We start from the raw sequence: 20,735 nt of genomic DNA, 5'->3' as shown, positions 1-20,735 counted from the left end.
ACCTGCGGTTTCCTCACAGAATCCTCACGTCCGTGGCTACCTGAGGCGGTGTCGGGCCGCATAGCCTGCGGGCCCCATGGACTACTGCCACGCGTGCCGGCGGCATCTCAACGGGGCCCTCGCCTGTGCCGGGTGCGGGACTCCCGTCGAGGAACTGCGGTACGAGACCCCCCGCACACCCGGCCCTCCGGCCGCGCCCGCCCGGGCGTTCCCGCCGGCGGGAACGCCGGCGCCGACCGGACCGGCGTACGGGCCTGGTCCCGCGTACGGGCCGGGACCGGCGTACGCATCCGGTCCCGCGTATGCGCCCGGACCGGCGTACGCGCCCGGACCGGCGTACGCGCCCGGTGCGCAGGACGGACGCGGTGCCGGGCACGGACGCGGTGCCGAGGACCGGCCCGGTGCGCAGGACGGACCCGGTGCGGCGTACGGGGCCGGCGGGCGGGACGGGCGCGAGGAGGCGCCGGCTCCCGAGCACGTCTACGAACTGGACGTCCTCGAACCGCCCCGCCCGGCCCCCGGCGGCCGGCGTGCCGCGCGCGGCGCCGCGCAGGGCCGCGCCGCGCGGAAGGGGCGCCGGGGACGGAGCCGCCGGGGCCGGGTGGTCCTGGTGGGCACGCTCGGTCTGGTGATCGCGGCCGGTTCGCTCAGCATGGCCCGGCTCGCCCTGGAGGACCCGGAGCGGGCCGGCGCCGCGACGGCGGTGGAGGAACTCGACGTCACGCGGTCCCCGCTCGCCCCGGACCCGGTGGAGAGCACCGGGGCCCCGGGCGGCGGCGACCCGTCGCCGGTCACCTCCGCGCCGAACCGCCCCCGCCGGGTGAGCGCGACCACGAGCACGGGCGCGGGATCCGGCGCGGGCAAGGGCACCGGCACGGCCTCCGGTACGGGTACGGGTACGGGTGCCGGGACGGGCTCCGGCACGGGGACCGGGAGCGGCGGGGACGCCCCGCAGCACCCGCCCGCGCCCACCGACCCGGTGACCCGGCCCGCGACCCCCACCGGGAGCCCCTCGGCCACGAAGGCCCAGACGCCCCCCTCGGGCACGCCGACCGCCACCGGTCCGACTCCGACCGCCTCGACCACGGCGACGGCCCCCGCCCCGACCCCCTCGCCCACGCCCACCGAGGAGGAGTGCACCCCCTTCCTCTGGTGGTGCGTCTGAGCGCTCCCGGCCCGCCGGACACTCCCGGGCCGGGAGCGCGGGGCGTCAGTCCGTCCCGGGCCTGCCGAACTCCTCGATCAGGACGGGGTACTGCTCCCCGCCGTGGCCCGCGGCGATCGCCCGGTCGGCCATCGCCTTGAACAGCTTCGGGAGTTCGGCGTTCACGCCCAGCGCCTCGCTCTCGCTGATCAGGTGCTCCATCGCCCGCGCGTCGGTCTCCAGGGCCGACACCTCGGCCGGGAAGGAGCCGGCGTCGATCTGCTCGGCGTACCCCGGGAGCCAGTCGGCGACCCCGGCGGCGATCCGCCGGGCGAACGGCGCGTAGGCGGCCGCGTCGACGCCCGCCCTCCCCAGCATGGCCGTGCCCTGGAGCCAGGCGTTCAGGACGCTCCACATCATGGCCAGTCCGGCCACGTCGTACAGGGACGCGAGCCCGTGGTCCTCGCCGAGGTGGCTGACGGTGCCGAGCGCTTCGAGGGCGGGAGCGTGGGCGTCGAAGTCCGCCCGGGGGCCGCTGTGCAGGACGATCGCCTCGGCGGTGCCGATCGCCGGCGGGACGGCCATGACGGCGCCGTCCAGGTAGCGGGCGCCGCGTTCCCCGGCCCAGCGGGCGGTCGCGCGCGCCTGCGCCGAGTCGCCCGAGGTCAGGTTGACCAGGGTCGTGCCGTCGAGCGGCACGCCCTCCGCGCCCAGCAGCTCGTGCACGGCGTCGTAGTCGGTGAGGCAGACGATCGTCAGGGGGCTCGCGGCGAGCGCGTCCCCGATCGAGGGCGCCAGGTGCGCGCCCCGGGTCACCAGGTCGGCGGCCTTGGAACGCGTACGGTTCCAGACGGTGGTGGGGTGCCCGGCGCCGAGGAGGGCGCCGGCGAGGGCCCGGCCCATCAGGCCGAGTCCGACGACGGTCACGGGTGCGGCGGCGGATGCGTTCACGGGTGCGGCTGCTCTGTCGGTCATGGCAGCATCGTGAACGTTGATACCGGTGTGAAGGTCAAGCGGGCGCGTGCGGGATCGAGGGCGGGGTTGCTGTGCGGATAGGGGAGTTGAGCCGTCGGACGGGTGTCCACACCCATCAGCTGCGCTACTACGAGGCCCAGGGCCTCCTGGAGGCCGGCCGGGGGGCCAACGGCTATCGGGAGTACGACGAGAGCGCCGTGCTGCGGGTGCGGCAGATCCGGCACCTGCTCGCCGCGGGGCTGTCCTCGGAGGACATCGCGTACCTGCTGCCGTGCGCGGTCGGCGAGGTTCCGGAGCTGGCGGGCTGTCCCGAGCTGCTGGCCGCCATGCGGTCGCGGATGGGGCGGATCGAGGACCAGATGGAGCGGCTGGCCCGGTCCCGCGACGCCCTCGCCGTCTACATCGACGCGGCCGAGCGCACGGGCGCCGAGAACTATCCGCCCTTCGACGGCTCCGACCGGGAGTCCGTCCCCGCCTGACCGAACGGCCGGGAGTCCGTCCCCGCCTGACCGAACGGGTTCCGGCCCCGGCCCCCTTCGGCCGCCCTAGACGTCCGGCTGGACGCCCAGCATCCGCTTGAGCAGGTCCCGCAGCAGGGTCCGCTCGGCCTCGGTCAGCTCGCCGAGCGGCTCCCGCGCGAAGTCCAGCGACTCGCGCAGCCGGTGCGCCGTCGCGCGGCCCTCCTCGGTCGGGACGGCCAGCTTGACGCGGCGGTCCGCCGGGTCCGGGCGGCGCTCCACCAGGCCGCGGGCCTCCAGGCGGTCCACTATCCCGGTGATGTTGGACGGCTCGCACTTCAGCTTCTGGGCGATGCGGCGCATCGGCAGCGGATCCAGGGCGAGCAGGCCGAGGACGCGGGCCTGCGCGCCGGTCAGCGCGTGCTGCGCGGCGGCCTGCTCGTACTCCTCGTAGTAGCGCGCGACGACCGTGCCGATCAGCTCGACGACTTCGAGGGTCAGGGGGTCCGTGCGTGGGGTGGCCATGCCCGCCATCCTACCCGGATACTTGACAACGTAAAATATCCAGGTGCATGGTTGTTTCAGGTAGTGAATCTTTTGTGATCTGAAGCTTTTCGTACTCTCTGGAGGCCGTGCTCATGTCCGTACTTCCCGCGTCCAGCCGTGAGTGGCACCTCGTCGCCCGTCCGCACGGCTGGCCGACCCCCGCGGACTTCGCGCTCCGTGAGGCCCCCGTCACCGAGCCCGCCGAGGGCCGGATCCTGGTCAGGAACCTGCACTTCTCCGTCGACCCGTACATGCGCGGCCGTATGAACGACGTGAAGTCGTACATCCCGCCGTTCCAGCTCGACCGCCCCATGGACGGCGGAGCGGTCGGCGAGGTCGTCGCCTCCAACGCCGAGGGCTTCGCCGTCGGCGACCACGTCCTGCACGGTCTCGGCTGGCGCGAGTACGCCGACGTCCCGGCCCAGCACGCCACCAGGGTCGACCCGGCGCTCGCCCCGCTCTCCGCCTACCTCGGCGTCCTCGGGATGACCGGCCTCACCGCCTACGCCGGCCTCTTCGACGTCGCCTCCTTCAAGGAGGGCGACGCGGTCTTCGTCTCCGGCGCCGCCGGTGCCGTCGGCAGCCAGGTCGGCCAGATGGCCCGCCTCAAGGGCGCCTCCCGCGTGATCGGCTCGGCCGGCTCCGACGAGAAGGTGAAGTTCCTCGTCGAGGAGCTCGGCTTCGACGCCGCCTTCAACTACCGGAACGGCCCGGTCAGGGACCAGCTCCGCGAGGCCGCCCCGGACGGCATCGACGTCTACTTCGACAACGTCGGCGGCGACCACCTCGAAGCCGCGATCTCCTCGCTCAACGTGCACGGCCGCGCCACCATCTGCGGCATGATCGCCCAGTACAACGACACCGAGCCGGTCCCCGGCCCGCGCAACATGGCCATGATCATCGGCAAGCGGCTCCGCCTCCAGGGCGTGCTCGTCGGCGACCACTACGGGCTCCAGCAGCAGTTCGTCCAGGAGGTCGGCGGCTGGCTCGCCTCCGGCGAGCTCAAGCACCGCGAGACCTTCGTCGAGGGCGTCGAGAACGGCGTGGACGCCTTCCTCGGTCTGCTCCGCGGGGACAACACCGGAAAGATGATCGTCTCGGTGACCGGTTAGTCTTCCCTCAGCCGCCGCGATCGTGGGCGCGAGTCGCGGCGAACCCATGAAGGAAGTACCTCGCATGCCGATCCAGCACTCCGACGTCCTGTACACCGCCGTCGCCACCGCCGAGGGCGGGCGTGACGGTCGTGTCGCCACCGACGACGGCAAGGTCGACGTCGTCGTGAACCCGCCCAAGGCCATGGGCGGCTCCGGCGAGGGCACCAACCCCGAGCAGCTCTTCGCGGCGGGCTACAGCGCCTGCTTCCAGGGCGCGCTCGGCGTCGTCGCCCGCAACGAGAAGGCCGACATCACCGGCTCGACGGTCACCGCCGAGGTCGGCATCGGCAAGAACGACGACGGCTTCGGCATCATCGTCAAGATCTCGGCGTCGATCCCGAACGTGGACGCCGAGACGGCGAAGAGCCTGATCGAGAAGGCGCACCAGGTCTGCCCGTACTCCAAGGCGACCCGCGGCAACATCACGGTCGAGCTCGCCGTCTGAGCCACCGGCCGGCCACCGGCCGATCCGCGAGGACCGCACCCCGACCCGTCGGGGTGCGGTCCTCGCCGCATGCCCGGCGCCCCCGCCTCCCCGGGAGCCCGGGTCCCCGCACCCCCGGGCGCTCCGGGGTCCACCGATAGGGTGAGCCCCATGCGCGATCTCGGGGTGGGTTTCGGTTACCTGGTAAAGGGCCAGAAGTGGGTGGGCACGCACGGACGGTGGTTCGGCTTCGGGCTGCTGCCCGGACTCGTGACCCTCGTGCTCTACGCGGGCGCGCTCGTCGGCCTCGGCTACGGCGCCGACGACCTGGTCTCCTGGGTCACCCCCTTCGCCGACGACTGGACCTCCCCCTGGCTCGCGGCCTTCCGCGGCGCCCTGACCGCGCTGGTCTTCGCCTTCGGCCTCTTCCTCGCGGTCATCACCTTCACCGCCGTGACCCTGCTCGTCGGCCAGCCCTTCTACGAGTCCCTCTCCGAGGAGGTCGACCGCACCGAGGGCGGCGAGGTGCCCGAGTCCGGGCTGCCGCTCTGGCGGGAGCTGTGGATCTCGGCCCGCGACAGCCTGCGGGTCCTGGCGCGGGTCGCCTTCTACGGGGTCCTGCTCTTCGCCTGCGGCTTCATCCCGGTGGTCGGCCAGACCGTCGTCCCCGTCCTCGGCTTCTGCGTCTCCGGCTTCTTCCTCGCCGAGGAGCTGACGGCCGTCGCGTTCCAGCGCCGCGGCGTCGAGCTCAAGGAGCGCCTGACGCTGCTCCGCGGCCGCCGGCTGGCCGTCCTCGGCTTCGGCGTTCCGCTGACCCTCGCGTTCCTCGTGCCCTTCGTCGCCGTCTTCCTGATGCCGGGAGCGGTCGCCGGCGCCACCCTGATGGCCCGCGAGCTGGGCGGCGAGACCGGCCGCGACGACCGGGACGAGAACTCCCCGGAGGACGGCCGCGCGGACGGCGGTCTGCCCGCCCCCGGGGGCAAGGGCGTGCCGCACCTGCCCCGCTGACGGGGCCGTGACGCGGGCGCCGCGCACTCCGCCCGAGGCCCTCACGCGGCGGGGACCCGGTCCGTCCGGTCCCGGACCCGGGCTCAGGCGTCGAGGACCGGGTGGAGCTCCGGCCGGGCGTCCCACCACTCCCGGTAGAAGGCGTTGTTGTCCACGTTCGCCAGATAGGCGTGGACCGCGGCCCGGTACAGCAGCTCCGCCTGCCGGGCCGGGACCGCCGCCCTGTTCCAGGCCAGCCGGATCCGGCCCAGGACCGGATCGCCCTCCAGCGGCCGCAGGACCGTGCCCTCGGCGTGCGGGGCGGTGGGCTGGCTCAGGGAGATCGCCCGGCCCGAGGCGATCAGGTCGTAGTGCATCTTCCGGTCGGCGACCCGGTGCCGCAGCGAGGGCGTGAACCCGGCCTTCGCGCAGGCGGCGACCAGCGCCTCGGGCCCGCCGTCGTCGTCCTCGACGAGCGTCATCCAGGACTCGCCGGCCAGCTCCGCCAGCGCGATCCGCTCCTTCCCGGCCAGCGGGTGCGCGGCCGAGAGGCGGACGCAGAACGGCTCCCTGGGGACCAGGGTCCGGGCCGTGGTGCCCTCGGGCAGGGTCACCTCGTGGTCGTTGACCTCCCCGTACAGCACGGCGTCGTACCGGCCCGCGCCGAGCTGCCGGGTCAGGGTGGTGGCCGAGTGCTCCACGGTCACCGCGATGTCCTGACCGGCCATCACCCGCTCCAGCTGCCCCAGCAGCCCGTCCACCAGGACGAGGAGGATGCAGCCGAGGCGCAGCGGGGTGTCGTGGCTGACGGCCCGCGCCCCGGCGGCCAGCGCGTCCATCTCGCCGAGGACGAGCCGCGCCTTGGCGAGGACGAACTCGCCCAGCGGGGTGGGTTCCACGCCGTGGCGGCCGCGGAGGAAGAGCTCCCCGCCGGCGACCCGCTCGATGCGCCGGAGCTGCGCGGAGAGCGCGGGCTGCGAGACCCCCAGCCGGCCGGCCGCGCGTCCCAGACTGCCTGCCTCCGCTATCCGGCAGACAGCCTCCAGATGCCTCAACTCCAGCTGCATTTCAGCAGCGTACGCAGCACCGCGCGGCCGCACCATAACCCGCGTCTTATGCCGGATGAGATGTCCCGAACAAGTCATGTGCACGCCCATACTCGGCGCGACGATCCGTCTCCCCCACCACGATCCCACCCCGATCGGAGCAGACGTTGCACCCCAGCAGACTCACGGCGGCCGTGGCCGCCCTGGCGCTCTCGGCGAGCCTCGCGACCGCCCTCGCCGGCACCGCCACCGCGGCCCCGAAGGCGCAGCCCGTACCCCCGGGCCAGGGCCGGTCCCTCGCGCTCGCCGCCGCCGACGGCGCCGCGGCCAGCGGACTCGACGAGCTCCGGCACGGCACCGACGAGGAGCTCGTCCGGACCTCGGTCACCCCGTGGACGAACGGCCTCTACTACGCGTCGTACGAGCGCACCTACCGCGGCCTTCCGGTCGCCGGCGGCGGCGACGCGGTCGTCCTCTCCGACAGCTCCGGCAAGGTCCGCGAGGTCACCGGCGCCCCGGCGCCCGCCATCAGGGTCTCCACGACGGCGAAGGTCACCGCGGCCGAGGCCCTCGCCACCGCCCGCGGGCAGCTCGCCTCGGTGGAGAGCGCGAGCACCCCCGAACTGACCGTGCTGCTCAAGGGCGGCAAGGCCGTCCTGACCTGGCACACCCTGGTCGTCGGCCGGACCGCGAAGGACACCCCGAGCTCCCTCGACACCTACGTCGACGCCCGTACGGGCTCCGTGGCCCGCGCCACCGACAAGATCCTGCACGCCGACGGCCGCGGCTACCACAACGGCAACGTCACCATCGACACCGCCGCGAGCTCCATGACCGACACCAGCCGCGGCGGCTTCAAGTGCGGCGGGCAGAACGGCAGCGCGTACACGGGCTCCTCGCCCTGGGGCAACAACGGCGCCAACGACCTCGTGACCGCCTGCGTCGACATCATGTACGCGGCGCAGAAGGAACACTCCATGCTCAAGGAGTGGTTCGGCTACAACGGGCAGAACGGCCAGGGCGGCATGGTCCCGGCCCGCGCCGGACTCTCCGAGGTCAACGCGTACTACGACGGTACGAAGACGACCTACGGGCGGGCCCAGACCGGCTCGAACCAGCTCACCGGCATCGACGTCGTGGCGCACGAGTACGGCCACGAGATCTTCGACCGGACCCCGGGCAGCGCCGGCTCCTCCAACGAGAACGGCGGGCTCAACGAGTCCACCGGCGACATCTTCGGCGCGCTCACCGAGCACTACGCCAACAACCCGAACGACACCCCGGACTACACCGTCGGCGAGGAGGTCAACTTCTTCGGCGACGGCAAGCCGATCCGGAACATGTACAACCCCTCGCTCGTCGGCAACGACCCCAACTGCTACCCGCAGCTGAACTCGGGCACCGAGGTGCACGCGGCGGCCGGACCGCAGAACCACTGGTTCTACCTGCTCGCCGAGGGGTCGAACCCGGGCGGCGGAAAGCCCAGCAGCCCCATATGTTCCGGCGGTCCGTCCTCGGTGACCGGTGTCGGCATCCAGAAGGCCGGCAAGATCTTCATGGGCGCGCTGCTCATGAAGACCTCCTCCTGGAACCACCTGGCCGCCCGCAGGGCGACCCTGACCAGCGCCAAGAACACCTACGGCAGCACCGAGTGCAACGCGGTGAAGGCGGCCTGGAACGCGGTCGGCGTACCCGCCCAGTCCGGTGAGACCGACTGCGGCGGCACCACCACCCCGGACTTCTCGCTCGCCCTGAACCCCTCCTCCGGTTCGGTCCAGCCCGGTGCCTCCGTCACCTCCACGGTGAACACCAGCACCACCGGCGGCAGCGCGCAGACCGTCCAGCTCTCCGCGAGCGGCGCCCCGAGCGGTGTCACCGTCTCCTTCAGCCCGGCCTCGGTGACCTCCGGCAACGCGTCGACGATGACCGTCCAGGTCGCGGCGGGCACGGCCAACGGCACCTACCCGATCACCGTCACCGGCACGGGCTCCGCGACCCACACGGTCACGTACCAGCTGTCGGTCGGCACCACGACCCCGCCCGCCGGCTGCGCGAACTCCGAGCACACCTACCAGGGCAGCCTGACCTCCGGCCAGCGGGCGGTCCAGCCGGACGGCTCCTACTACTACTCGGCGACCTCCGGCACCCACGTCGGCTGCCTGCGCGGCCCGGCCGGCAAGGACTACGACCTCTACCTGCAGAAGTGGAACGGCGCGAGCTGGGTCGACGTCGCCGTCGGCGGCACCGCGACGGCCGACGAGAACACCAGCTACACCGGCACCGCCGGCTACTACCGGTACATCGTCCACGCGTACAGCGGCTCCGGCGCGTACACGCTGGGCCTGAGCGCCCCGTAGCGGGGGCGGGGAGGCGTCACGGACCAGGGGGTTCCGTGACGGCCTTCCCCGGAGCCGGGCGGCCGTCGTCCCGCGGCCGCCCGGCTCTCCGCGTCCGTCACCGGCGCGGCGGGCCGACCTCGGCGAGGACGAACCCCGGTTCCGTACCGCCCGCGTCTGCGATCCGGGCCCCGTCCGGTCCCCAGGCGCCGGCCGAACCGCCGCCCACACCGTCCTCGTTGGCCCCGAGGACGTTGCCGAGCACCACGGACAGGCCGAAGTCCCGGGCCCGTACCGGGTACACCGTCGTGAACGAGTCGTTGTCGGCGGCGAGCACCGAACTCGCCAGGTACACCGCGCAGGCGTCGTCGGCGGCCCGTGCGGCCAGCTCGGGGAAGCGGTTGTCGTAGCAGGTGGCCGTCGCGAACCGCACCCCGTCGAGCGTGAACCGCCCGTCGGCGGTCCCCGCGGCGAAGACCTCCCGCTCGATCCCGTACAGGTGCTGCTTGTCGTAGCGGGCGAGGAGCCCGCCCTCCGGGCCGACGACCAGGGTCGTGATCGCGGGCCGGCCGTCCGCCGTCCGCACCGGCCCGTTGACGACGGCCGCCGCCGACACCGCGCGGCAGGCCTCCCGCACCGGGTCGAGCCGGGGGTCGTCCTCGGTGAGGACCAGCTCGGGGGTGTCCCGTATCAGGGTCGGCTCGTACCCGCTGAGGCAGAGCTCGGCGAAGACGACCACACGGGCGCCCTCGGCGCCGGCGGCCCGGACCAGCCCGGCGACGGTGTCCACGTTGGCGGCGATGTCCCCGGCGACCGGGGCGAACTGGGTGGCTGCGACGATCATGCCCCCATCATGCCGCCCGTCGTCCCGGCGGCGGCTCGTGGTCCGCGCCTCCGCGCAGCAGGCGCAGGAAGTCGCGGAAGGCGGCCGGCATGTCGACCGCCGCCGGGTCCAGGAGCCACTGGTACTGGAGGCCGTCCATCACCGCCGTCAGGAGCGGCGCCGCCCGTTCCGGGCTCAGCCCGCTCGGCAGGCGGTCGCCGAACTCCAGGCGCAGCACCTGCGCCATGTTCGTCCGGACCTGCGCGTACCGCTCGGTGAAGAACTCCCGGGCCGGATGGCCGTCCGTGACGCTCTCGCCGAGGAGCGCGGAGAAGGTCTGCACGATGCCGGGCCGCATCGCGTTGTACTCGACGAGCGACTCGATCAGGTCGAGCCGCCAGCCCTCGCGGTCCCGGCCGCCGCTCGTGTCCCAGCGGTCGCGCTCCTCCAGGACGGCGACCAGCAGCGCCTCCTTCGTCGGGAAGTAGTGCAGCAGTCCCTGCTGGGTGAGGCCGACGCGCTCGGCGACCGAGCCGAGGGTGGCGCCCCGGTAGCCGCGCTCGGCGATCACCTCGAGGGCCGCGCGCAGGATCTCCGCCCGCCGTTCCTCGCTCCTGGCCCGCGCCATCGCCCTGCCCCTCTCCGCTCGTCGCTTCCGCACCAGGACCGTACCCCGCCCATGGATAACGAAGAGGTAACATCACCTACCGATCTACAGGTAACGCGGTGCACGATGGCGTCATCGGGGTCATCGGTACGTCAACGAGGAGGTACGGCCATGACGGAGACCAGCGCGGGCACGGCAGCGGACACGGCGGTGGACGGTGCGGCCGACGCGGCCCGCGAGGAGGCCGTCGAGGCGGCGCTCGCCGCGCTCGACCTGGACACCAAGGCGCGGCTGCTCGGCGGCCAGGACATGTGGTCCCTGCCCGCCCTGCCGGAGATCGGCCTGACGTCCGTGGTCATGTCCGACGGCCCCGTCGGCGTCCGCGGCGTCCGCTGGACCGCCGACGACCCGTCCGTCGCCCTGCCGTCCCCGACCGCGCTCGCCGCCGCCTGGGACCCCGCCCTCGCCCGCCGCGCGGGCCGCCTCCTCGCCCAGGAGGCGCGCCGCAAGGGCGTGCACGTCGTGCTCGCCCCCACGGTCAACCTGCACCGCACCCCGCTCGGCGGCCGCCACTTCGAGGCCTACAGCGAGGACCCGCTCCTCACCGGGGCCATCGGCACCGGCTACGTACAGGGCGTCCAGGACGGCGGCGTCGGCACCACCGTCAAGCACTTCGTCGCCAACGACGCCGAGACCGACCGCTTCACCGTCGACAACCGGATCGCCCCGAGGCCGCTCCGCGAGCTCTACCTCGCCCCCTTCGAGGCCATCGTCGCGAACGCCCGCCCCTGGGGCATCATGACCGCCTACAACCAGGTCAACGGCGTGACCATGACCGAGCACCACCAGCTCGTCAACGAGGTCCTGCGCGGCGAGTGGGGCTTCGACGGCTGCAACGTCTCCGACTGGATGGCCGCCCGCTCCACCACCGGCGACATCGCCGGCGGCCTCGACGTCGCCATGCCCGGCCCCCGGACCGTCTACGGCGAGGCCCTCGCCGCCGCCGTCCGCGCCGGCGAGGCCGAGGAGTCCGCCGTCGACGCGGCCGTACGGAACGTCCTGCGGCTCGCCGCCCGCGTCGGCGCCCTCGAAGGAGCCCCGCCCGTCGTCACCGAGCCGCCGGCCGCGATCGACGGCGACGCGCTCGCCCGCGAGATCGCCCGCCGCGGCTTCGTCCTCGTCCGCAACGAGAACGGCGCGCTGCCCCTGCGCCCCGGCGCGACCGTGGCCCTCTCCGGCGCCGCGGCCCGCGACGCCCGCATCCTCGGCGGCGGCTCCGCCCAGGTCTTCCCGGACCACGTCGTGTCCCCGCTCGACGGCCTCACCGCCGCGCTCGCCGACGGCGCGCTCACCTACCACCTCGGCGCCGACCCCAGCGAGGAACTCACCCCCGCCGGCTCCGTCTCGCCCGGCTTCACGCTGCGCGCCCGCTGCCGCGACGCCTCCGGCGCCGTGCTCGGCGAGGGCTCCCTGCCCAACGGCCAGGTCCAGTGGATCGGCGACGACCTCCCGGCCGGCGTCACCCACGAGGCCCTCGCCTCCATCGAGGTCACCGGCACCTTCACCCCGCGCGAGTCCGGCGAGCACTCCTTCGGCACCCGCGGCCTCGGCGCCTTCACCCTCGCCGTCGGCGGCGAGACCCTCTACGACGGCGTGCAGGCGATAGGCCCCGAGACCGACCCCTTCGAGGCCTTCTTCGGCTCCCCGGTCGAGCGCGCGAAGGTGACGCTCACCGCGGGCGAGACCGTCGAGGTCTCCCTGCTCCACACCCTCGACAAGGAGTTCGCGGCCCCGCTTCCGGCCGTCATGTTCTCCTTCGTCCACCTCGGTCCGCGCCGTGACCCCGACGAACTGATCGCCGAGGCCGTCGAGGCGGCCCGCACCGCCGACACCGCCGTCGTGGTCGTCGCCACCACCGAGCGGGTCGAGTCCGAGGGCTTCGACCGCAAGGACCTCGCCCTGCCCGGCCGCCAGGACGACCTCGTACGGGCCGTCGCCGCCGCCAACCCGAACACCGTCGTGGTGGTCAACGCCGGCTCCCCGGTCGAGCTGCCCTGGCGCGGGGACGTGGCCGCCGTCCTGCTCGGCTGGTTCCCCGGCCAGGAGGGCGGCGCCGCCCTCGCCGACGTCCTCACCGGTGCCGAGGAGCCCGGCGGGCGCCTCCCCACCACCTGGCCCGTCGCCCTCGCCGACGTCCCCGTCACCGAGACCACCCCCACCGGGGGCCGGCTCGACTACGCCGAGGGCCTGTTCGTCGGATACCGGGCCTGGGACCGGGCGGCCGCCGTCCCCGCGTACGCCTTCGGCCACGGCCTCGGCTACACGACCTGGTCGTACGACGCCCTGGCCGCGGGCCCCGGCACCGCGTCCGTCCGGCTCACCAACACCGGCGACCGCGCCGGCCGCGAGGTCGTCCAGGTCTACCTGGCGCCCGTGGACGACACCGTGGAGCGCCCGGCCCGCTGGCTGGCCGGCTTCGCGAGCGTCGGGGCGGACCCCGGCGAGACGGTGGAGGCCCGGATCGCGCTGCCCCGGCGCGCCTTCGAGATCTGGGACGAGGAGAAGGGCGCCTGGACCCTCGTCCACGGACGCTACGAGGTCGTGGCGGCCCGCTCCCTCACGGACGCCCGGCTGACCGCCACCGTCGAGATCTGATCCCGGAGGCCCCCGAGACCGGCCCCGGGGCGGCACCTGACAGCCGCCCCGGGGTCCTCACTCCGCCGTGATCCGGCGGTACGCGAGCTCCGCGAGCCGCGCCTGTCCGTCCCGGCTCGGATGGAAGAAGTCCCAGGGGCTCAACTGCGCCCTGTCGAAACGGAATCCGAAGACCGCCCCGCCGTCGTACCGGCAGCGCTCGTCCTTCGCGCACACCTCCGACAGCACCCGGTTGTACGCCACCACCCGGTCCTGCACCTCCGCGCGCCGCCGCTCCGCCGCGGCGCCCAGGTCCGCCGCGTCCGCCAGCATCGCCCCGCAGACGCCCAGCTTCCACACCTCGAGACCCATCGGGAGGACCCGCCCCGTCGACCACAGGTGCATCAGGGACGGCACGCTCGCCACGTACACCTGCGCCTTCGGCGCGCCCTTCCGCAGCCGGGCGAGCGCCGTCTCGAACTGCGTCCGGAAGTCGGCGACCGGGGTCATCAGCTCGGGCGTGGCCCGGCAGGCGTCGTTCGCGCCCATCATCACCGTGACCAGCTCGGGCCGTTCGGCGGCGGCCGCCGCCATCTGCTCCGGAAGCTCCGCCATCCGCGCCCCGGACCGCGCCAGGTTCCAGCTGCGGGCGGCGGCCTTCTCCGGGCCCAGCAGGCGCATCGCGAGGCTGTTCACGGCGGTGTCCGTGCCCGTGGCCCAGGACGACTCGGGGCAGTCCGCGAGGATCGCGCAGGCGTCGAACGCGCGGGTGACGGAGTCGCCGACGGCCGCGACGGACGCGGGGGAGACGTCCCACAGCGGGCTCGGACTCGGGACGGGCTTCGGGGTCGTCCTCGGCGTGGCCGTCGTCCCCGGGGCCCGCGCCGCGGGCTCCCCGGAGGTGCAGCCGGCCAGCGCCCCCGCGCACAGCAGTGCCGCGACGGCGGTACGGATCCTGCGTCGGCCGCGCATCCCCGGCCCCCTCCTTCGGCGTCCTGGCGGGTGAAAGCCTCGTGCTCGCCCGCCCCCGGACCGACCGTACGTCACACCGATGACGGCGCGGCACGGTAGCTTTTCCCCCGTCGAACCAGAGGCACCTTTGCCGACCGGCTCCGGTAAATTACATCACGTCACTTCCTGTCCCCTTTTTGATGGTTTGTGACCTTTTGCTCCTGATGCTGTTTACTGAGGCCGCTGGGAAAAGGCGAACCTCGTCCCACACTGGAGGTCCCGGTGACGACACGTGGAGTCCTGTACGTTCACTCCGCACCGCGCGCGCTGTGCCCGCACGTCGAATGGGCGGTCGCGGGTGTCCTCGGTGCGAGGGTCCAGCTCGACTGGATCCGCCAGCCGGCATCCCCCGGCACCTGGAGAGCCGAGTTCTCCTGGCAGGGCCGCACCGGCACCGCCTCGGAACTCGCCTCCGCGCTGCGCGGCTGGCAGATGCTCCGCTTCGAGGTCACCGCGGAGCCCTGCCCCACGGCCGAGGGGGAGCGCTACAGCGCCACCCCCGACCTGGGCATCTTCCACGCCGTCACCGGCCTGCACGGGGACATCCTGGTCCCCGAGGACCGGCTGAGGGCCGCGCTCGCCCGCTCCGCGCAGGGCGAGACGCAGCTGGAGGCGGAGATCGCCCGGCTGCTCGGCAAGCCCTGGGACGACGAACTGGAGCCCTTCCGCTACGCGGGCGAGGGCGCCCCCGTCCGCTGGCTCCACCAGGTCGTCTGACCCGCCGTCACGGCCCGCCATCGGGGCCGGCGCCCGACCGCGCCCCCGGTCGCCGAGGCGCGCCCCGACCGGGCCCGGGAACGCGAAGGAGGCCCGCCCCCGGTCAGGGGGCGGGCCTCCTTCGGGCCGTGCGTCGCGCGTCAGACCGTGCGGAACGCCAGCACCACGTTGTGGCCGCCGAAGCCGAACGAGTTGTTGATCGCGGCGATCGTGCCCTGCGGCAGCTCGCGGGGCTCGTCACGGACGATGTCGGCGTCGACCTCCGGGTCCAGCTCGTCGACGTTGATCGTCGGCGGGGCCAGGCGGTGGTGGAGGGCCAGGACCGTCGCGACGGTCTCGATGCCGCCCGCGCCGCCCAGGAGGTGGCCGGTCATCGACTTCGTCGCGGAGATCGCGACGTGGTCCAGGTCGTCGCCCAGGATCTTCCGCAGCGCCTTGATCTCGGCGACGTCGCCCTGCGGCGTCGACGTGGCGTGCGCGTTGAGGTGGACGACCTCGGACGGCTTGAGGTCCGTCGCGTCGAGCAGGTTCTGCATCGCGGCGGCGATGCCCCGGCCGGTCGGCTCGGGCTGCGCGATGTGGTGGCTGTCGGCCGACAGGCCCTGGCCGAGGACCTCGCAGTAGACGCGGGCGCCACGGGCCTTCGCGTGCTCCTCGGACTCCAGGATCACCACGCCGGCGCCCTCGCCGAGCACGAAGCCGTCACGGCCGGTGTCGTAGGGGCGCGAGGCCTTCGTCGGCTCGTCGTTGCTCTTGGACATCGCCATCATGTTGGCGAAGGCGGCGATCGGCAGTGGGTGGATCGCCGCCTCGGTGCCGCCGGCGACGACCACGTCGGCACGGCCGGTACGGATCATCTCGACGGCGTAGCCGATGGCCTCGGCACCCGACGCGCAGGCGGAGACCGGAGTGTGGACGCCCGCCCGGGCGTTCACCTCCAGACCCACGTTCGCGGAGGGGCTGTTCGGCATGAGCATGGGCACGGTGTGCGGGGAGACGCGGCGGACGCCCTTCTCCTTCAGCACGTCGTACTGGTCCAGCAGAGTCGTTACGCCACCGATGCCGGAGGCGATGACCGACCCGAGCCGCTCGGGCGCGACGGACGCGTCCTCGCCGGCCGGGGCGGTGTAGCCCGCGTCGGCCCAGGCCTCGCGGGCCGCGATCAGCGCGAACTGCGCCGAGCGGTCCAGCTTGCGGGCGAGCGGGCGGGGCAGGACGTCACCGGGGTCGACGGCGGCGGTCGCGGCGATCTGCACGGGCAGTTCGGCGAAGCGCTCGCCCTCCAGGGGCCGGACGCCGGAGCGCCCCGCGAGAAGACCTTCCCAGGTCGACGCGGAGTCGCCACCCAGCGGTGTGGTTGCGCCGATACCGGTGACGACCACGGTGCGATTGGTCGAGCTCACAGGAATTCGTTCTCCATGTGTGTGATGGTCGGAATACGGCGCCACCGCCGGGTGGCGGACCGAGTCAGCGAGGGCCGAATCAGGCCTGGTGCTTCAGGATGTAGTCGGCAGCGTCGCCGACCGTCTTGAGGTTCTTGACGTCCTCGTCCGGGATCTTGACGTCGAAGCGCTCTTCGGCGGCGACGACGACCTCGACCATGGAGAGCGAGTCGACGTCCAGGTCGTCGGTGAACGACTTGCCCAGCTCGACGTCCTCGACCGGGATGCCGGCGATCTCGTTGACGATCTCGGCGAGGCCTTCGACGATCTGGTCCTGGGTGGCGGCCATGGTGGCGCTCCTTCTTGTGATTACTTGTGAAAAGGCGTCCGGGAGAACCGGAGTGCCTAGGGGAGGGTAACGACCGTGGCGGCGAAGACGAGACCCGCCCCGAAGCCGATGATGAGGGCCGTGTCGCCGCTCTTCGCCTTGCCGGTCGCCAGGAGTCGTTCCATGGCGAGCGGAATCGAGGCCGCGGACGTGTTGCCGGTGGTCTCGACGTCACGGGCGACCGTGACGTGCTCCGGCAGCTTCAGCGTCTTCACCATCGAGTCGATGATCCGCATGTTCGCCTGGTGCGGGATGAAGACGTCGAGGTCGTCCGCCGAGATCCCGGCGGCGTCCAGGGCCTGCTGGGCGACCTTCGCCATCTCGAAGACGGCCCAGCGGAAGACCGCCTGACCCTCCTGCGTGATGGCGGGGAACTTGATCTCGCCGTTGCTGTCGAGCGGAAGCTTCGAGACGTCGCCGACGTGGAACTCGTTCCAGGGGACGGTCTGCTTGATCGTCTCGGACTTGTCGCCCTCCGAGCCCCAGACGGTGGGGCCGATGTGCGGCTCGTCCGACGGGCCGACGACCACGGCGCCGGCGCCGTCGCCGAACAGGAAGGCCGTCGCGCGGTCCTCCAGGTCCGTCAGGTCGCTGAGCCGCTCGACGCCGATGACGAGCACGTACGCGGCGGAGCCCTCGACGACCATGCCCTTGGCGAGCGTCAGGCCGTAGCCGAAGCCCGCGCAGCCGGCGGAGATGTCGAACGCGGCCGGCTTGCCGGCGCCGATCCTGTCGGCGATCTCGGTGGCGACGGCCGGGGTCTGCTTGAAGTGCGAGACCGTGGAGACGATCACGGCGCCGATCTGCTCGGGGGTGATCCCGGCGTCGGCGATGGCCTTGCCCGAGGCCTCCACCGACATGGCGGCGACGGTCTCCTCGGGAGAGGCCCAGTGACGGGTGGCGATACCGGAGCGCGAGCGGATCCACTCGTCGGACGAGTCGATCTTCTCGAGGATCACCTCGTTCGGCACGACCCGGGTGGGGCGGTAGCCGCCGACACCGAGGATCCGCGCGTACGGGGCGCCCTTGCTGGGCTTGATCTTCGACATGCTTCTCGACACTCCTTGTCAGACGGCCGCGTGCTCAGCGATGAGCGTACGGGCCGCGTCCAGGTCGTCGGGAGTCTTGAGGGCGACCGCGGCCACGCCCGGCAGGGCCCGCTTGGCGATGCCGGTCAGGGTGCCGCCGGGGCACACCTCGATCAGCGCGGTCGCGCCCAGCGTCTGGAAGGTCTCCATGCACAGGTCCCAGCGGACCGGGTTCGCGACCTGGCCGACCAGGCGCGCCACGACCTCGGCGCCGTCGGTGACGACCTGCCCGTCCTTGTTCGACACGTAGCGGGTGGCCGGGGCGGCCGGGGACAGCTCCTTCGCCGCCGCCTCCAGCTGCGCCACGGCCGGAGCCATGTGGGAGGTGTGGAAGGCGCCGGCGACCTTGAGCGCGACGACCCGGCGGACGCCCTCGGGCTTGTCCGCCTCCAGGGCGGCCAGCTGCTCCAGGGTGCCGGCGGCCACGATCTGGCCCGCGCCGTTCACGTTGGCCGGGGTCAGGCCGAGCTTCTCCAGGTGCGGGACGGTGACCTCGGGGTCGCCGCCGAGCAGCGCGGACATGCCGGTGGGGGTGATCGCGGCGGCCTCGGCCATCGCGAGCCCGCGGGTCCGGACGAGACGCAGCGCGGCGGTGTCGTCGAGGACGCCCGCGAACGCGGCCGCGGTGAACTCGCCGACGCTGTGACCGGCGACGACGCCGGGGGACACCGCGCCGAGCGCGGCGGCCGACAGCAGGCCGGCGGCGACGAGCAGCGGCTGCGCCACGGCGGTGTCACGGATCTCGTCCGCGTCGGCCTTCGTGCCGTAGTGGACGAGGTCGAGTCCGATCGCGTCCGACCAGGCCGCGATGCGGTCGGCGGCGCCGGGGAGTTCGAGCCAGGGAGTCAGGAAGCCGGGCGTCTGGGCGCCTTGGCCGGGAGCGACGAGTACGAGCACCCTCACACTCTCTCTTGCGGACGGCTTCGAGCGCCCGTGGGGACAGGGACGAAGAACCGTCGGGGGAATTGTTGGTGTTCGACAAAAGTCTAGGACTGCGGATCTCCGTCGGCCAAGCGTCCGAGAATGAGCGCGATCCGCAGCGTGAACGCCGAACGGACATCGGAGGGTGACCAACCGGTGACGTCGGTCACACGTCGAAGCCGGTAGCGCACGGTGTTCGGGTGCACGAACAGCATGCGGGCCGCGCCTTCCAGGCTGCTGGCCTGTTCCAGATAGACACTGAGAGTTTCCAGCAGCGCCGAGCCCGCTTCCTCCAGCGGTCTGTAGATCTCCTCCACCAGCTGCTCGCGCGCCGAAGGGTCGGACGCGATGGCGCGCTCCGGCAGGAGATCGTCCGCGAGGACCGGGCGGGGCGCGTCCTGCCACGCCGAGCAGGCCTTCAGGCCCGCCGCCGCGGCCTGTGCCGAGCGCGTGGCCGCCAGCAGGTCGGGGACCACGGGGCCCGCGACGACCGGTCCCGCCGCGTACGGACCGATCAGGGCCTTCGCCACGGCCAGCGGGTTGTCGTTGCCGCCGGCGATGACCACCAGCCGGTTGCCGAGGACCCCGGTGAGGACCTGGAGCTTGGCGTGCCGGGCCGCGCGGCGGATCGCCTCCACGGTCAGCTCGCTGTCGCCGTCGGGCGCCGTCCCGAGGATCACGCACACGTGGTCGGGGGAGTTCCAGCCCAGCGCCGCGGCGCGGGACACCGCGCCCTCGTCCGCCTCGCCCGACAGGACCGCGTTCACCACCAGCGACTCCAGGCGCGCGTCCCAGGCGCCCCGCGCCTCGGCGGCCTGCGCGTACACCTGGGCCGTCGCGAAGGCGATCTCCCGGGCGTAGACGAGGAGCGCCTCGCGGAGGATGGACTCGTCGCCGGGGGCGGCGACCTCCTCGATCGCCGTCTCCATGACCTCGATGGTGGTGCGCACCATCTCGACGGTCTGACGCAGGGTGATCGCGCGGGTCAGCTCGCGCGGCGCGGTGCCGAAGACGTCCGTCGAGATGGCCTGCGGGGTCTCCGGGTGCCGGAACCACTCGGTGAACGCGGCGATGCCGGCCTGCGCGACCAGGCCGATCCACGACCGGTTCTCGGGCGGCATCGCCCGGTACCACGGCAGCGTCTCGTCCATGCGGGCAATGGCGTTGGCGGCGAGCCGCCCGGAGGACTGTTCGAGGCGCTTCAGGGTCGCGGCGTGCGGGTGAGGGGCGTTCGTGGGTTCTGGCACGGGGACAAGACTGCCTTATCCGGACGGCGGCGTGCGGGGTCGGGGCGGGTTCGCCCCCGCCGGCCCCGGCGGTCCGGCCCCGGCACAGCCCCCCGGGGCCTCCGGCCCGGCGCACTACCGTAGGACCCGTGATACGCATCCAGCGCGCGGCGGAGCGGTACCCCGGGGGCGACCGGGCAGCCGGGATCGAGACCCGGCACGCCCTGTCCTTCGGCCCGCACTACGACCCCGACAACCTGCGCTTCGGCGCGCTCCTCGCCTGCAACGAGGAGCGGCTCGCGCCCGGGGCCGGCTTCGACGAGCACCCGCACAGCCACACCGAGATCGTCACCTGGGTCGTCGAGGGGGAGCTCACCCACCACGACACCGCCGGCCACACCACCCTCGTCCACCCCGGCGACCTCCAGCGGCTGAGCTCGGCCGGCGGGGTCCGGCACGTCGAGCGCAACGACGGCGACGTGCCGCTCGTCTTCGTGCAGATGTGGCTCGCACCGCTGTCGCCGGGCGGGGAGCCCTCGTACGAGGTGGTGCGGGGGACCGGCGCGTCCGGCACCTACGACCTCCCGGCGGCGGACGCGCGGCTGCACGTCCGCCGGGCCGAAGCGGGCGGGACGATCCCCGTACCGGCCGCCGACTTCGTCTACGTCCACGTCGTGCGCGGCACGGTCGCGCTCGGCGGGGAGACCGGAGCGGACGGCGCGGGCGAGGAGCCGCTGGGGCCCGGCGACGCCGTCCGCCTCACCGGGCCCGGGGACCGCACCCTCGTCGCCACGACCGGTGCGGAGGTCCTGGTCTGGGAGATGCGGGACTGGCGCAGGGCCCTCGGCTGACCGGCCGGGGCCCGGCC

General features: G+C 73.4%; 20 protein-coding genes. 9 read left to right on the top strand and 11 right to left on the bottom strand.

The annotated features are described in order from the left end of the window. Positions 1–76 precede the first annotated feature (76 nt). Positions 77–1,165: a hypothetical protein gene (locus ACF09E_RS05845; protein WP_392204054.1), complete on the top strand. Its 1,089-nt coding sequence runs from the start codon at positions 77–79 to the stop codon at positions 1,163–1,165. Positions 1,166–1,210: 45 nt separating this feature from the next. Here ACF09E_RS05845 and ACF09E_RS05840 read toward each other — a convergent pair whose 3' ends face one another. Continuing rightward, positions 1,211–2,119: an NAD(P)-dependent oxidoreductase gene (locus ACF09E_RS05840; protein ID WP_392204053.1), complete on the bottom strand. Its 909-nt coding sequence runs from the start codon at positions 2,117–2,119 to the stop codon at positions 1,211–1,213. Positions 2,120–2,190: 71 nt separating this feature from the next. On the opposite strand from ACF09E_RS05840, the gene ACF09E_RS05835 reads away from it, so the two are divergent. Beyond that, entirely contained in the window at positions 2,191–2,598 is a 408-nt protein-coding gene (locus ACF09E_RS05835) for a MerR family transcriptional regulator (protein WP_392204052.1), read from the top strand. A gap of 66 nt (positions 2,599–2,664) precedes the next feature. Here the strand turns inward: ACF09E_RS05835 and ACF09E_RS05830 are convergent, their stop codons facing one another. Continuing rightward, positions 2,665–3,102 carry a MarR family transcriptional regulator gene (locus ACF09E_RS05830; protein WP_361859982.1) on the bottom strand — a complete coding sequence of 146 codons (438 nt, stop codon included), beginning with the start codon at positions 3,100–3,102 and terminating at the stop codon, positions 2,665–2,667. A 113-nt stretch (positions 3,103–3,215) separates the two neighbouring features. Here ACF09E_RS05830 and ACF09E_RS05825 point away from each other — a divergent pair, with 113 nt between their 5' ends. The 3 genes from ACF09E_RS05825 (at position 3,216) to ACF09E_RS05815 (ending at position 5,709) form a co-directional block, all read left to right on the top strand. Then, a complete protein-coding gene (locus ACF09E_RS05825; protein WP_392204051.1) occupies positions 3,216–4,235 on the top strand; it encodes an NADP-dependent oxidoreductase in 1,020 nt (339 codons plus the stop codon). A gap of 64 nt (positions 4,236–4,299) precedes the next feature. Beyond that, entirely contained in the window at positions 4,300–4,722 is a 423-nt protein-coding gene (locus ACF09E_RS05820; RefSeq protein ID WP_148004235.1) for an organic hydroperoxide resistance protein, read from the top strand. Between the two features lie 150 nt (positions 4,723–4,872). Further along, a complete protein-coding gene (locus ACF09E_RS05815; protein WP_392204050.1) occupies positions 4,873–5,709 on the top strand; it encodes an EI24 domain-containing protein in 837 nt (278 codons plus the stop codon). Positions 5,710–5,792: 83 nt separating this feature from the next. Here the strand turns inward: ACF09E_RS05815 and ACF09E_RS05810 are convergent, their stop codons facing one another. Then, the gene (locus tag ACF09E_RS05810; RefSeq protein ID WP_388799160.1) at positions 5,793–6,755 is read right to left on the bottom strand and encodes a LysR family transcriptional regulator; all 963 of its coding nucleotides are present in this window, start codon (positions 6,753–6,755) and stop codon (positions 5,793–5,795) included. Between the two features lie 146 nt (positions 6,756–6,901). Here ACF09E_RS05810 and ACF09E_RS05805 point away from each other — a divergent pair, with 146 nt between their 5' ends. Next, positions 6,902–9,091: a M4 family metallopeptidase gene (locus ACF09E_RS05805; protein WP_392204049.1), complete on the top strand. Its 2,190-nt coding sequence runs from the start codon at positions 6,902–6,904 to the stop codon at positions 9,089–9,091. Between the two features lie 97 nt (positions 9,092–9,188). On the opposite strand, the gene ACF09E_RS05800 is transcribed toward ACF09E_RS05805, so the two are convergent. Both ACF09E_RS05800 and ACF09E_RS05795 read right to left on the bottom strand, forming a co-directional pair. Continuing rightward, positions 9,189–9,914, bottom strand: a complete 726-nt coding sequence (locus ACF09E_RS05800) for a carbon-nitrogen hydrolase family protein (protein WP_388799166.1) — start codon at positions 9,912–9,914, stop codon at positions 9,189–9,191. 7 nt (positions 9,915–9,921) lie between these two features. Continuing rightward, a complete protein-coding gene (locus tag ACF09E_RS05795; RefSeq protein WP_392204048.1) occupies positions 9,922–10,521 on the bottom strand; it encodes a TetR/AcrR family transcriptional regulator in 600 nt (199 codons plus the stop codon). Between the two features lie 150 nt (positions 10,522–10,671). Here ACF09E_RS05795 and ACF09E_RS05790 point away from each other — a divergent pair, with 150 nt between their 5' ends. After that, complete coding sequence (locus ACF09E_RS05790) at positions 10,672–13,155, top strand: glycoside hydrolase family 3 protein (protein WP_392204047.1); 2,484 nt, start codon at positions 10,672–10,674, stop codon at positions 13,153–13,155. 57 nt (positions 13,156–13,212) lie between these two features. Here the strand turns inward: ACF09E_RS05790 and ACF09E_RS05785 are convergent, their stop codons facing one another. Then, positions 13,213–14,106 carry an SGNH/GDSL hydrolase family protein gene (locus ACF09E_RS05785; protein WP_392204046.1) on the bottom strand — a complete coding sequence of 298 codons (894 nt, stop codon included), beginning with the start codon at positions 14,104–14,106 and terminating at the stop codon, positions 13,213–13,215. A gap of 261 nt (positions 14,107–14,367) precedes the next feature. Between ACF09E_RS05785 and ACF09E_RS05780 the strand changes: the two genes are divergently transcribed. Then, positions 14,368–14,862, top strand: coding sequence for a DUF3145 domain-containing protein (locus tag ACF09E_RS05780; protein ID WP_361855837.1), 495 nt, complete (start codon positions 14,368–14,370; stop codon positions 14,860–14,862). Between the two features lie 140 nt (positions 14,863–15,002). On the opposite strand, the gene fabF is transcribed toward ACF09E_RS05780, so the two are convergent. The 5 genes from fabF to ACF09E_RS05755 all read right to left on the bottom strand — a co-directional run bounded on the left by fabF (position 15,003) and on the right by ACF09E_RS05755 (position 19,888). Continuing rightward, positions 15,003–16,265 (bottom strand): beta-ketoacyl-ACP synthase II, encoded by a 1,263-nt coding sequence (fabF, locus tag ACF09E_RS05775; RefSeq protein WP_361855840.1) that lies wholly within the window; start codon positions 16,263–16,265, stop codon positions 15,003–15,005. A gap of 79 nt (positions 16,266–16,344) precedes the next feature. Then, positions 16,345–16,593 carry an acyl carrier protein gene (locus ACF09E_RS05770; protein ID WP_030220891.1) on the bottom strand — a complete coding sequence of 83 codons (249 nt, stop codon included), beginning with the start codon at positions 16,591–16,593 and terminating at the stop codon, positions 16,345–16,347. A gap of 56 nt (positions 16,594–16,649) precedes the next feature. Continuing rightward, complete coding sequence (locus tag ACF09E_RS05765) at positions 16,650–17,681, bottom strand: ketoacyl-ACP synthase III (protein ID WP_392204045.1); 1,032 nt, start codon at positions 17,679–17,681, stop codon at positions 16,650–16,652. Positions 17,682–17,699: 18 nt separating this feature from the next. Beyond that, complete coding sequence (locus tag ACF09E_RS05760) at positions 17,700–18,617, bottom strand: ACP S-malonyltransferase (protein WP_392204044.1); 918 nt, start codon at positions 18,615–18,617, stop codon at positions 17,700–17,702. A gap of 89 nt (positions 18,618–18,706) precedes the next feature. After that, positions 18,707–19,888 carry a CdaR family transcriptional regulator gene (locus ACF09E_RS05755; RefSeq protein ID WP_073917732.1) on the bottom strand — a complete coding sequence of 394 codons (1,182 nt, stop codon included), beginning with the start codon at positions 19,886–19,888 and terminating at the stop codon, positions 18,707–18,709. Between the two features lie 128 nt (positions 19,889–20,016). Here ACF09E_RS05755 and ACF09E_RS05750 point away from each other — a divergent pair, with 128 nt between their 5' ends. After that, positions 20,017–20,718, top strand: a complete 702-nt coding sequence (locus tag ACF09E_RS05750) for a pirin family protein (RefSeq protein WP_392204043.1) — start codon at positions 20,017–20,019, stop codon at positions 20,716–20,718. Positions 20,719–20,735 lie beyond the last annotated feature (17 nt).

Origin of the sequence: Streptomyces sp. NPDC014891 (assembly GCF_043081085.1) — a bacterium.
Classification (GTDB): domain Bacteria; phylum Actinomycetota; class Actinomycetes; order Streptomycetales; family Streptomycetaceae; genus Streptomyces.
This window is presented reverse-complemented; position numbering and strand designations above follow the sequence as displayed.